The sequence below is a fragment of the Variovorax sp. KK3 genome (genome assembly GCF_001984055.1).
GTDB lineage: Bacteria > Pseudomonadota > Gammaproteobacteria > Burkholderiales > Burkholderiaceae_C > Variovorax.
The window spans coordinates 1-12,348 of the sequence record NZ_LYVO01000130.1 but is presented as its reverse complement, the minus strand read 5'-3'; the positions used below and the strand labels follow the sequence as shown (position 1 = coordinate 12,348).

Genomic DNA, 12,348 nt, shown 5'->3' with positions numbered 1-12,348 from the left:
CACCAGCGTCGCGATCATCTGCTTCAACTACGGCCGTTTCCTGCCCGAGTGCCTCGACAGTTGCCTGGCCCAGAGCGTGCCCCCCGACGAGATCGTGGTGGTGAACGACGGCTCCACCGACGACACGCGCCAAGTGCTCGACGACTATGCGGCCCGCCATCGGCGGGTGCAGGCGATTCACCAGGCCAACGGCGGCATCTGCGCCGCAACCAGCGCCGCGCTGGCCGCCTGCACCGGCGACGTGGTGCTGCTGCTCGATGCCGACGACACGATGGCGCCGCAGCGCATCGAGAAAGTGCTGGCCGCGCTGCGCCGGCATGTGGACGGCCGCCTGCCGGGCTGGGTCCACAACACCATGCAGCGCTTTTCCGGCTCGCAAGGCGACCTTGGCCTTGCGCCCTACTATCCGGGCGGCAAGGCGCCCGAGGGCTGGCTGGCTGCCGAGACGCTCGAAGCGGCCTCCTGCCCCGTGCTCGCGCTGACGTCGGGCCTGTCGTTCCGGCGCGAGGTGCTCGAAGCCATCGGCCCGCTCGACAACGACCGGCTCATGTATCAAGACCTGCAGCTGTGTACCGCGGCGGCATTGCTGAGTCCCTGCGCCCACGTGCCCGAGCCGATGACCTGCTACCGCGTGCACGGCGCTGCAGCGACCCAGGGCGCGATGGTGTCGGCTTCGCATGTGCACGCCACACGGGAGCGGGCGGTGCGCTTCGATGCCTGGCTGCGCGCCCAGATGGAACGCACGCGGCCCGGCTCGTCGGTGCTGTGGCGCCCGCTGGACGACCAGGGCGGCCACCTGTGGCTGCGCTTCCTCGACCGTTGGCTGTCGGGCAGTGGCAAGGACGTCGGCCTGCTGCTGCGCGTGCTGCGCCACCCCGACACGCGCCACGGCCCGCGGCAATACCGCATCTACTACTACGGCAGCCTGCTCTTGCCGAGGCCGCTGTTCGTGTCGTACTCGCAGCTCATCTTCGGGTCGAGCCCGGTGAAGAAAGTGCTGCGCAAGCTGCTGCGGCGCGGCTGAGCCTTCGGTTCAGGCGAACACTTCGCGGAAGTCGATGTCCTCGTCGGCCGGCATCTCGAGCCGCAGCGTGTTCTCGACGTGCGTGAGGTGCTCGATCATCAGCATGCACGCGCGTTCGGCATCGCCCGACTCCAGCGCATCGACGATGTCGTGGTGCTCGTGGTGCGGACAGGCCGGCGTGCCCGGCGCATCGTAGAGCGCGATGACCAGGCAGGTCAGCGAGCACAGCTCGCGCATGCATTTGCTCAGGTAGGGGTTCTGGCCCAGCTCGGCGATCAGCAGGTGGAACTGGCCTGACAGCCGGATCATCGCGCGCCGGTCGTTGCGCTCGCGCGCCTCGCCCTCCATGGCGATGTTCTTGCGCAGGCGCGTCAACTGATCCCGCTTGACCTGCCCGCACAGGTCGCGGAGCAGCGCCGGCTCGAGCACGCGCCGCGCGTCGAACACCTGGCGCGCCTGCTGCACCGTGGGGCTGGCGACGAAGGTGCCGCGGTTGGGCTCGACCGTGAGGATGCCGTCGTGCGACAGCCGCGCGAGCGCGAGGCGGATCTTGGTGCGGCTGACGCCGAAGGCCTCGGCGAGCTTTTCCTCGGCCAGCTTGGTGGCGGGCGGCAGGCGGTGCTCCCAGATCGCCTGGAGCATGCGTTCGCTGATCTCGTCGACCGAGGGGCCGCCGGTGGGCTCAGCCTCTGAGTTGGCGGTCTTGGCCATGACATCGTCTCCTTTTGAACACCAGTTGATGCCGGATTGTATGGCGGTTTTGCGGCCAATCCATGCGACAACCGGCTGGATCGCCCAGTGAATCCGCCTTTGGTTCAGGGTATACCACTAGTCTAAACCGAAGAACATAAAAGAATTGTCCGACATACAAAACTGTTCTTGATTGCACATCGGTTTTGTTCTATCTTTCGGCCGTCGTCACCTTCCGCCCCCAACAACCTCACACGGAGAAATGCGAATGCACGCCACACTGCCACTCGGCGCCAGCGCCGAAGCCAGCACCTCCAGTTCGTCCCCGAAGCGCGTCGCCGCGGCCAGCCTGGCCGGGACCACGCTGGAGTTCTACGACCACTTCATTTACGGCTCGGCCGCCGCGCTGGTGTTTCCGAAGCTGTTCTTCCCGCAGAGCGAGCCGCTGGTGGCGACGCTGCTGTCCTTCGCGAGCTACGGCGTGGCCTTCGTGGCGCGGCCGCTCGGCGCGGCGGTGTTCGGCCACTTCGGCGACAAGCTGGGCCGCAAGTCGATCCTCTTCATCACGCTGTTGATGATGGGCCTGGCCACCTTCCTGATCGGCTGCCTGCCCTCTTACGGGCAGGTCGGCATGCTGGCGCCGATCCTGCTGGTGCTGCTGCGCATCATCCAGGGCCTGGCGCTCGGCGGCGAATGGGGCGGTGCGGCGATCATGGTCAACGAGCTCGACCCCGAGGGCAAGCGACGGGGGCTGCTCGGCGCCGTGGTGCAGATAGCCGCGCCCATCGGCCTGCTGCTGGCCAACGGCGCCTTCGCACTGGTGACCTGGCAAGTGTCGGAAGACGCCTTCCTGACCTGGGGCTGGCGCATCCCGTTCCTGCTCAGCGCCATCCTGGTCGGCGTGGGCCTGTACATCCGCATGAACGTGGCCGAGTCCAAGGTGTTCGAGAAGGAAGCCAAGGGCCACGAGGAACACGCACCCATCATGGAAGTGCTGCGCAACTACAAGCCGCAGTTGGCCATCGCCTTCTTCGCGCGGCTGGGCGGCGACATCGCCTTCTACGTGTTCACGCTGTTCCTGCTCTACTTCGTGCCGACCAAGCTCGGGCTGCCGAAGTCGGTCGCCTTGAACGCGGTGCTGCTCGGCGCCGTCGCGCAGATGATCTTCATTCCCGTGGCCGGATGGTTGTCCGACCGCATCGGCCGACGGCCGGTGCTGATGATCGGCGGCATCGGCGGCGCGATCTGGGCCTTCGTGTTCATGCAGATGGTGCAGACGGGCAATCCGGCAGCCATCATCTCCGCGTCGTTCGTCGGCATGGTGCTGGTGTCCTTCATGTTCTCGCCGCTCGCGTCCTTCCTGCCGGAGCTGTTCGCCACCAAGGTGCGCGTGACGGGTGCCTCGCTGGGCTTCCAATTCGCCGGCGTCTTCGGCGGCGCGCTGGCCCCGATCATCGCCACCGCGTTGATCGCGAAGTACGACTCGGCCACGCCGGTGGCGATCTACCTGTCCATCGTCTGCGCGCTGATTGCGGTCGCCGCCTTCGCCGCCCGCGAGACCTCACGCATCGACCTCAAAGACGCGGGCCACTGAAAGACAAGGGAATCGACATGCAAGACTTCGACACCGTCATCCGCAACGGCCTCGTCGCCACCGCCGCCGAGACCATGCACGCCGACATCGGCATCCGCGGCGGCCGGGTGGTGGCACTGGGGCATGAGCTGGCCCGCGGCCGCGACGAGATCGACGCACGCGGCAAGCTGGTGATGCCGGGCGGCGTCGATGCGCACTGCCACCTCGACCAGCCGATGGACGACGGCCTGCGCATGGCCGACGACTTCTTGACCGGCACGCGCTCGGCGGCCTGCGGCGGCACCACCACGGTGATTCCGTTCGCGGCGCAGATCAAGGGCCAGTCGCTGCGCGCGGCGGTGGAGGACTACCATCGCCGCGCCGGCACCAAGTCGTCGGTGGACTATGCCTTTCACATGATCGTGACCGACCCCACCGACACGGTGCTGCGCGAAGAGCTGCCGGCGCTGATCGCGGAGGGCTACACCTCGTTCAAGATCTACATGACTTACGACGACATGAAGCTCGACGATCGCCAGATCCTGCGGACGCTGGCGGTCGCGCGCAAGCATGGCGCGCTGGCCATGATCCATGCCGAGAACGCCGACTGCATCGCCTGGCTGACCGAGACGCTGGAGGAAGCGGGCCACACCGCACCGGCCTTCCACGCCACGTCGCGCCCGATGGCGATCGAGCGCGAGGCCACGCACCGCGCCATCACGCTGTCGGAACTGGTCGACGTGCCGATCCTCATCGTCCACGTGTCGGGCCGCGAGGCGATCGACCAGATCCACTGGGCGCACGGACGCGGCCTGCGCATCTACGCCGAAACATGCCCGCAATACCTGTTCCTGACCGCCGACAACCTGGGCGGCGGCTACGAGGGCGCCAAGTGCGTGTGCAGCCCGCCGCCACGTGACCGCGCCAACCAGCGCGTGGTGTGGGAAGGGCTGTCGAACGGCCTGTTCACCATCGTCTCGTCGGACCATGCGCCCTTTCGCTTCGACGACCCGCAGGGCAAGAAGCCGGGCGGCAAGGAGGTGTCGTTCCGCCATATCCCCAACGGCATTCCGGGGCTGGAGACGCGGCTGCCGCTGCTGTTCTCCGAAGGTGTGCGCACGGGGCGCATCAGCCTCAATCAGTTCGTGAGCCTGACAGCCACCAACCCGGCACGGTTGTACGGCCTGCACCCGCGCAAGGGCACGATCGCGATCGGCTCCGACGCCGACATCGCCATCTGGGACCCGGACAAACAGGTCACCATCGAGAACGGCATGCTGCACCACGACGTGGATTACACGCCCTACGAGGGCATGCAGGTCACCGGCTGGCCGGTGACGACGCTGGTGCGCGGCGAACGCGTGTGGGACGGCGGACAGTTCTGCGCGCCCTCGGGGCACGGCGAGTTCCTGCCCTGCGGCAAACCCGAGATGGCGCGACCCCGCGCGCAGGAGACGCCGAACGGCCACTACGTCGGAAACCTGCCCGACGCGCTCGCGAAGCTTTCGAAGGCGGCCTCGCATGCTGGATGAGCTGACTGCGGCGCAGATCGCCCGCGATGTGAACGCCGGCAGGCTCGACCCGGCCGAGGTCGTCGCGGCTTTCCGCCAGCGCATCGAGGCGCGCAACGGCGAGCTCAATGCCGTGGTGGGCGAGGCGCCCGCATCGCTCGATGCCGATCTGGACGCGTTGCGTACACACCTGCGCCGCGGCGAGGCCCTTCCCCTGGCCGGCGTGCCGGTGCTGGTGAAAGACGTGGTCTGGGTCGCGGGCCAGCGCGTGACCCAGGGCTCGCTGCTCTTCAAGGATTTCATCGCACCGTGCGACGCACTGGCGGTCGAGCGGCTGCGCGCCGCGGGCGCCATCGTCATCGGCATGGCGAACAGTTCCGAGTTCGCGTGCAAGGGCCTGACCACCAACAAGGTCTACGGGCTCACGCGGCATCCCATGGATCCGGCGCTGACACCCGGCGGCTCATCCGGCGGATGCGCGAGCGCCGTGGCCGCGCGCATGGCGCCGCTTGCGCTGGGCACCGATGGCGGCGGCTCCAGTCGGCGCCCGCCCGCACACGTGGGCGTGGTGGGCTTCAAGCCCTCCTTCGGCGCGGTGCCCGACCCCTTCGGCTTTCCGCATGCCTTCATCGGCCTGCAGACGATGGCGCCGATCGCGCGCAACGTGGCCGATACGGCGCTGATGTTCGAAGCCATGGCGGGGCCCGATGCGCGCGACCCTGCGTCTCTGTTGCTGCCCGAAGCTGCGTCGCCGAAGTCCGCCCAGCAATTGCGGATCGCCTTCAGCCCGCGCCTCGGCCTGGACGTGCCGGTCGACGAGGACGTGCAGACGTGCATCGATCGCGCGGTGGCCGCGCTGCGCAGCGCCGGCCTGTCGATCGAGCATGAAGACCCCGCCTGGCCCGCCGGTGCCAACGAAGACGCGCTGATGCCGCTGCAGCACACCGGACTGGCCCATCTGTTCGGTGACGAATGGCGGCGCGACCCCGGCCGCTTCGATCCGGACGTCGCGCGCCAGATCGAGCGTGGCCTTCAGTGGACCGGCGCCGACGTGTCGCGCGCGCGGGCGGCCGGCGCCACCATCGCGTCGACGCTGGCTGAATTCCTGGCACGGCACGACCTGCTGCTGTGTCCCACCACGCCATGCGTGGCATGGCCGGCCGACCGGCTCGGGCCTTCGCACATCGGCGGCCACGCGGTCGAGCCGCGCGCGCACGCGGTCTTCACCCCCTTCATCAACCACGCGATGGCGGCCGCCATTTCCATTCCTTGCGGCAGCGGACGCGACGGCCTGCCGGTCGGCCTGCAAGTGATCGCCGCGCGCGGGCGCGACCGGCAGCTGCTCGCCGCCGCGCAGTCCATCGAAACCCTGCTCGCCGAAGCGGGCTGCACGCAGGCATAGTCACCTGGCCCCTCGTTCCTTGTTCTTCATAAGACACAAGCCATGCGCATCCTCGTCCTCAACCCCAACACCAGCCAGGGCATCACCGACCGCCTGATGGGCGCCGCCCTGCCCGCCGCGGCCGCCGGCACCGAGCTGGTGGCGCTGACCGCGCCGCGCGGCTTTCCCTACATCGCGACCCGGGCAGAAGCCCAGATCGGCGGCGCCGTGGCATTGGAGATGCTGGCCGAGCACCATGCGGGCTTCGACGCAGCCATCATCGCGGCCTTCGGCGACCCGGGCCTCTTCGGCGCGCGCGAGCTCTTCGACATGCCGGTCGTCGGCATGGCGGAGGCCGCGATGCTCACCGCCTGCATGCTCGGCCGCCGCTTCGCCATCGTGACCTTTGCGCAGGCCCTGGGCCCGTGGTACCAGGAATGCGTGGAGTCGCACGGCCTCACCGGCCGGCTGGCCGGCATCCGCATGCTCGACGGCCGCTTCGCGTCGGTGTCCGACGTGCAGGACGAGAAGGAAGACTTGCTGGTGGACCTGGCGAACAAGGCCGTGGAGGAGAACGAAGCCGACGTCGTCATCCTCGCCGGCGCGCCGCTGGCCGGGCTGGCCGACAAGGTCAAGCACCGCATACCGGTGCCGGTGGTCGACCAGATGGCCGCGGCCGTGAAGCAGGCCGAGGCGCTCGCGACCCTGAATGTGCGCAAGGCCACGGCCGGAACCTTCCGGCGGCCGGCTCCCAAGCCGGTGATCGGCTTGCCGGATGCATTGGCGCGGCGCTTCAACCCTTGAACGGCGCCGAAACCGCGGTGCAATTCAGCCCCCGCGCGCGCCCTGCGTGTTGACGTACAGCGCGTAGAGCGACTGGCTCGCCGCCATGAAGAGCCGGTTGCGCGCCGGCCCGCCGAAGCACAGGTTGGCGCAGCGCTCCGGCAGCGCGATGCGGCCGATCGGCGTGGCGTCAGGCGCGAACACCATCACGCCATCGCGGCCCTCGCCCGTGCCCCACCCGGCCCACAGGTTGCCGTCCACGTCGCACCGAAATCCATCGGGCGAACCTTCGGGGTCGGTCTGCAGGAACACGCGATCGTTCTCGAGGCGCTGACCGTCGGCGCTCAGGTCGAACACGCGGATGCGCCGCGGCACGAGGCCCGATTCGACGACGTACAGCCTGCGCTCGTCGGGTGAAAAGCACAGGCCGTTCGGCCGGGCGATGTCGCTGGTGACGACCGTCGCCTGGCCCGTCTGCCCATCGACGCGGTAGACGTTCGTGGGCAACTCGGCCTCGGCCGCGTAGCCTTCGTAATGCCCCAGGATGCCGAACGGCGGGTCGGTGAACCAGATCGAATCGTCCGACTTCACCACGATGTCGTTGGGCGAGTTGAGGCGCTTCCCGTCGAAGCCGTCGAGGATGACCGTGATCGACCCGTCGTACTCCGTGCGCGTCACGCGCCGCGTGCCGTGCTCGCACGACAGCAGCCGGCCCTGCCGGTCGCGCGTGTGGCCGTTGGCGAAGCTGGAGGGCTTGCGGAAGTGGCTGACCCCGCCTGTTTCTTCATCCCAGCGCATCACGCGATTGTTGGGGATGTCGCTCCACAGCAGATAGCGCCCATCCCCGAACCACACCGGACCCTCGGCCCAGCGAAAGCCGGTGGCGAGACGCTCGACCGCGGCGCTGGTGATGCGGTACTTGGCGAAGCGCGGGTCGAGGATTTCGATGGCGGGGTCGGGGTAGCGCTCCGCGGGATGCCACAAGGCCATCGCCTACCTCCGCCTTCCCACCAGCGCAATGATCTCCCCCATGATCCCCCGCCGAAACGCCAGCACGCAGATCACGAAGATCAGCCCCGTGACCATGGTGACCGACTCGCCCAGCGTGTTGAACCAGTCGACGGTCGTGATCCTGGCCAGCAGGTTGCCGAACTCGCCGATCTTGTTTTCCAGCAGCACGACGACGGCCGAGCCGACGAGGGGGCCCGAGAGTGTGCCGAGGCCGCCGACCAGGGTCATCAGAATGACTTGGCCCGATGCGGTCCAGTGCACGTCGGACAGCGTGGCGAAGCCGAGCACCAGGGTCTTCAGCGAACCGGCCAGGCCCGAGAGCGCGGCCGAGATGACGAAGGCCAGCAGCTTGAAGCGGGCCACGTCGTAGCCCAGCGACAAGGCGCGCGGCTCGTTCTCCTTGATGCCTTTGAGCACCTGGCCGAAGGGCGAGTGGATGGTGCGCACGATGAGCAGGAAGGCGAGGACGACGACGACCAGCGACACGTAGTACATGGTCAGGTCGTTCTGCAGGTCGAGCATGCCGAAGAGCTTGCCGCGCGGCACGCCCTGCAGGCCGTCTTCGCCGCCGGTGAACTTGGCCTGCAGGCAGATGAAGAAGACCATCTGCGCGAGCGCGAGCGTGATCATCGCGAAGTAGATGCCCTGCCGGCGGATGGCGAGCACGCCGAAGATCCAGCCCAGGAACGCGCCGGTGAGCGTGCCCAGGACCAGGCCGACCTCGGGCGTGAAGCCCCACACCTTCATGGCCTGTCCGGCGACGTAGGCCGAGCCGCCGAGGAATGCCGCGTGGCCGAAGGACAGCAGGCCGGTAAAGCCCAGCAGCAGATTGAAAGCCGAGGCGAACAGTGCGAAGCACATGAGCTTCATCACGAACACCGGGTAGGCGCCCGCGAAGGGCGCGACGATCAGGCCGAGCAGCAGCAGGCCGTAGAGGACGTTGGTGATCTTGTTGTTGTTCATGGTGCGCTGCGCCTCACTTTTCCTTGCCGAACAGGCCGGCCGGACGGATCAGCAGCACGATGACCATGATCACGAAAACGACGGTGGACGAGGCCTCGGGGTAGAAGACCTTGGTCAGGCCCTCGATGACGCCCAGTCCCAGGCCGGTGAGGATGGCTCCCATGATCGAGCCCATGCCGCCGATCACCACCACCGCGAAGACGACGATGATGAGGTTCTGCCCCATGAGCGGCGACACCTGGATGACCGGCGCGGCCAGCACGCCGGCGAAGGCGGCGAGCGCCACGCCGAAGCCGTAGGTCAGCGTGACCATCAGCGGCACGTTGACACCGAAGGCCTCGACCAAGCGCGGGTTCTCGGTGCTGGCGCGCAGGTAGGCGCCGAGACGGGTCTTCTCGATGACGAACCATGTCGCGAAGCAGACGACCAGCGAGGCCACCACCACCCAGGCCCGGTAGTTGGGCAGGATCATGAAGCCGAGGTCGGTGGCGCTGGCCAGCGCATCGGGCGTGTCGTAGGGCAGGCCCGACACGCCGTAGACCGAGCGGAACACGCCTTCGATGAGCAGCGTGATGCCCAGCGTGAGCAGCAGGCCGTACAGATGGTCGAGCTTGTAGATCCAGCGCAGCAGCAGCCGCTCGATCAGCATGCCGAACAGGCCCACGACGATCGGCGCCGCCAGGAGCATCACCCAGTAGTTGATCCCGAGGTAGTTCATCGCCATCCACGTCAGCACGGCACCCAGCATGAACAGGGCACCGTGCGCGAAATTGATGACGTTGAGCAGGCCGAAGATCACTGCGAGCCCCAGGCTCAGGATCGCGTAGAACGACCCGTTGACCAGCCCCAGGAGGAGCTGGCTCAGCAGTGCGGGAAGGGAGATGTTCATGGGTCTTTTTCAGGGGGCGGCCGCGCCGGGCCGCCCGGCCGGCATTACTTCCAGAGGGCGCACTTGCTCTCGGCCTTGGTGGTGAACACCTGGTCGCCCGGGAGCTTGCTGACGACCTTGTAGTAGTCCCAGGGCTGCTTCGATTCGGCCGGGCTCTTCACCTGCACGAGGTACATGTCGTGCACGAAGCGGCCGTCCTCGCGAATGACGCCCTTGGCGTAGAAGTCGTCGATGGGCGTCTTCTTGAGCTGCGCCATCACCTTGTCGGCATCGCTCGTGCCGGCCGCTTGCACCGCCTTCAGGTAGGTCATGGTGGCCGAGTAGTCGGCGGCCTGGATGTCGGTGGGCATGCGCTTGGTCTTGTCGAAGAACTTCTTGCCGAAGGCGCGCGTTTTGTCGTCGATGTTCCAGTCCCAGCTGGTGGTGAGCAGCAGGCCTTCGGTGTTCTTCAGGCCCAGGCTGTGGATGTCGGTGATGAAGACCAGCAGGCCGGCCATCTTCATCGACTTGGTGATGCCGAATTCCTTGGCGGCCTTGATGGCGTTGATGGTGTCGCCGCCCGCATTGGCCAGGCCCAGGATCTGCGCCTTGGAGTTCTGCGCCTGCAGCAGGAAGGAGCTGAAGTCCGACGCATTGAGCGGGTGCTTGACGCCGCCCACCACGGTGCCGCCCTTCTCCTTCACCACCTTGGCGGTGTCGGCTTCGAGCGCGGCGCCGAAAGCGTAGTCGGCGGTCAGGAAGAACCAGTTCTTGCCGCCCTGCGCCACCACCGCACCGCCGGTGCCCTTGGCCAGCGCGACGGTGTCGTAGGCGTAGTGCACGGTGTAGGGGCTGCACTGCTCGTTGGTCAGTGCCGAGCTGGCCGCGCCGTTGTTGAAGTACACGCGCTTCTTCTCTTGCGCCACCTTGGCGGTGGCCAGCGCCGTTCCCGAGTTGGTGCCGCCGAAGATCATGGTGACGCCGGCGGTGTCGATCCACTCGCGCGCCTTCGACGCGGCGATGTCGGCCTTGTTCTGGTGGTCGGCCGTGAGCAGCTCGATCGGCTGGCCAAGGGCCTTGCCGCCGAAGTCGGCGATGGCCATTTCGATGGCGGACGACCCGCCCTTGCCTTCCACGTCGGAATACAGGCTGGACATGTCGGTGACGAAGCCGATCTTGACCTTCTCCTGCGCCTGCGCGCCGGAAGCCATTGCCAGGGCGCCGATGGCCAGCGCGATCGCGGTGAATGCAGTCTTCATGGTGTCGTCTCCTTCGAGCAGGGTGGAATGAGGAAGAAAGCGGGGGGTCAGACGCCGAGCAGCTCGTTGAGCACCGGCATCTTGGCGTCGAGCTCGGCCGCGCCGAAGGCCAGCGCGATGCGGCCGTGCTCCATCACGTAGAAACGGTCTGCCAGCGGCGCGGCAAAGCGGAAGTTCTGCTCCACCATGACCACCGTGTAGCCCTTGCCGCGCAGGGTGTGGATCATGCGGGCCAGGGCCTGCACGATGACCGGCGCCAGCCCTTCCGAAATCTCGTCGAGCAGCAGCATCCGCGCGCCGGTGCGCAGGATGCGCGCCACCGCCAGCATCTGCTGCTCGCCGCCCGACAGGCGCGTGCCCTGGCTGTGGCGGCGCTCGGCCAGGTTGGGGAACATGGCGTAGATCTCGTCCACCGACATGCCCTTGTCCGCGCCCTTCAAGGCCGGCGGCAGCAGCAGGTTCTCTTCGGCCGACAGGCTGGCGAAGATGCCGCGCTCTTCGGGGCAGTAGCCGATGCCGTGGTGCGCGATGCGGTGCGTGGGCATGCCGATGGTCTCGACGCCGTGCACCTTGATGCTGCCCTTGCGCGCGCCGGTCAGGCCCAGGATGGCGCGCATGGTCGTGGTGCGCCCTGCCCCGTTGCGGCCCAGCAGCGTGACCACCTCGCCGGGCTGTACGACCATGTCGACGCCGTGCAGCACGTGCGACTCGCCGTACCAGGCGTGGAGACCCTTGATTTCGAGTGCGGGAGTGGCCATCAGTGCGCGCCCTGCAGTTGCCCTTCGGTGGTGCCCATGTAGGCCTCCATCACCTGCGGGTTGTTCGACACCACCGAATACGGCCCTTCGGCCAGCACCGCCCCACGTTGCAGCACCGTGATGGTGTCGGCGATGGTCGACACCACGCTCATGTTGTGCTCCACCATCAAGATGGTGCGGCCCTTCGACACGCGCTTGATGAGCTCGGCCACGCGGTGCACGTCCTCGTGGCCCATGCCTTGCGTGGGCTCGTCGAGCAGCATCAACTCGGGCTCCATGGCCAGCGTGGTCGCGATCTCGAGCGCGCGCTTGCGGCCGTAGGGCAGGTTCACCGTCAGCTCGTCGGCCAGGTCGTCGAGGCCGACTTCGGCCAGCAGCGCACGCGCGCGTGCGTCCAGCGGCTTCAGCGTCTTCTCGCTCTTCCAGAAGTGGTAGGACGTGCCGAGCGCGCGCTGCAGGCCCAGCCGCACGTTCTCAAGCAGCGTGAGGTGCGGGAACACGGCCGAGATCTGGAACGAGCGGATGAT

Annotated in this window: 12 protein-coding genes; 5 read left to right on the top strand and 7 right to left on the bottom strand. The window is 67.6% G+C overall.

The genetic code is table 11. From position 1 onward, the window contains the following. Positions 1-1,024 (top strand): glycosyltransferase family 2 protein (locus B0W80_RS32745; RefSeq protein ID WP_077003318.1); only part of this gene is annotated, 1,024 nt, incomplete at its 5' end. Between the two features lie 9 nt (positions 1,025-1,033). Here the strand turns inward: B0W80_RS32745 and B0W80_RS32740 are convergent. Next, positions 1,034-1,735 carry a GntR family transcriptional regulator gene (locus B0W80_RS32740; protein WP_077003317.1) on the bottom strand — a complete coding sequence of 234 codons (702 nt, stop codon included), beginning with the start codon at positions 1,733-1,735 and terminating at the stop codon, positions 1,034-1,036. A 247-nt stretch (positions 1,736-1,982) separates the two neighbouring features. Between B0W80_RS32740 and B0W80_RS32735 the strand changes: the two genes are divergently transcribed. From B0W80_RS32735 to B0W80_RS32720, 4 genes are read left to right on the top strand one after another with little or no spacing between them, the layout of a single operon-like run. Further along, positions 1,983-3,308: an MFS transporter gene (locus B0W80_RS32735; protein WP_077003316.1), complete on the top strand. Its 1,326-nt coding sequence runs from the start codon at positions 1,983-1,985 to the stop codon at positions 3,306-3,308. A 17-nt stretch (positions 3,309-3,325) separates the two neighbouring features. Then, positions 3,326-4,819 carry a dihydropyrimidinase gene (gene hydA / locus B0W80_RS32730; RefSeq protein ID WP_083745786.1) on the top strand — a complete coding sequence of 498 codons (1,494 nt, stop codon included), beginning with the start codon at positions 3,326-3,328 and terminating at the stop codon, positions 4,817-4,819. Next, the gene (locus B0W80_RS32725; protein ID WP_077003315.1) at positions 4,809-6,200 is read left to right on the top strand and encodes an amidase; all 1,392 of its coding nucleotides are present in this window, start codon (positions 4,809-4,811) and stop codon (positions 6,198-6,200) included. The genes hydA and B0W80_RS32725 overlap by 11 nt, the downstream gene beginning before the upstream one ends. A gap of 42 nt (positions 6,201-6,242) precedes the next feature. Next, the gene (locus tag B0W80_RS32720; RefSeq protein WP_077003314.1) at positions 6,243-6,983 is read left to right on the top strand and encodes an aspartate/glutamate racemase family protein; all 741 of its coding nucleotides are present in this window, start codon (positions 6,243-6,245) and stop codon (positions 6,981-6,983) included. Positions 6,984-7,007: 24 nt separating this feature from the next. Here the strand turns inward: B0W80_RS32720 and B0W80_RS32715 are convergent, their stop codons facing one another. The 6 genes from B0W80_RS32715 to B0W80_RS32690 form a co-directional block, all read right to left on the bottom strand. Then, positions 7,008-7,952 carry an SMP-30/gluconolactonase/LRE family protein gene (locus B0W80_RS32715; protein WP_077003313.1) on the bottom strand — a complete coding sequence of 315 codons (945 nt, stop codon included), beginning with the start codon at positions 7,950-7,952 and terminating at the stop codon, positions 7,008-7,010. 3 nt (positions 7,953-7,955) lie between these two features. Continuing rightward, positions 7,956-8,936 carry a branched-chain amino acid ABC transporter permease gene (locus tag B0W80_RS32710; RefSeq protein WP_077003312.1) on the bottom strand — a complete coding sequence of 327 codons (981 nt, stop codon included), beginning with the start codon at positions 8,934-8,936 and terminating at the stop codon, positions 7,956-7,958. Between the two features lie 13 nt (positions 8,937-8,949). Beyond that, a complete protein-coding gene (locus B0W80_RS32705) occupies positions 8,950-9,825 on the bottom strand; it encodes a branched-chain amino acid ABC transporter permease (RefSeq protein ID WP_077003311.1) in 876 nt (291 codons plus the stop codon). A 44-nt stretch (positions 9,826-9,869) separates the two neighbouring features. Further along, a complete protein-coding gene (locus B0W80_RS32700) occupies positions 9,870-11,063 on the bottom strand; it encodes an ABC transporter substrate-binding protein (RefSeq protein WP_077003310.1) in 1,194 nt (397 codons plus the stop codon). 47 nt (positions 11,064-11,110) lie between these two features. Further along, on the bottom strand, positions 11,111-11,821 hold the full coding sequence (locus B0W80_RS32695) for an ABC transporter ATP-binding protein (RefSeq protein WP_077003309.1): 711 nt from the start codon (positions 11,819-11,821) through the stop codon (positions 11,111-11,113). After that, the coding region (locus B0W80_RS32690) for an ABC transporter ATP-binding protein (RefSeq protein WP_143684887.1) at positions 11,821-12,348 on the bottom strand (528 nt) is incomplete at its 5' end. The genes B0W80_RS32690 and B0W80_RS32695, both read right to left, overlap by 1 nt.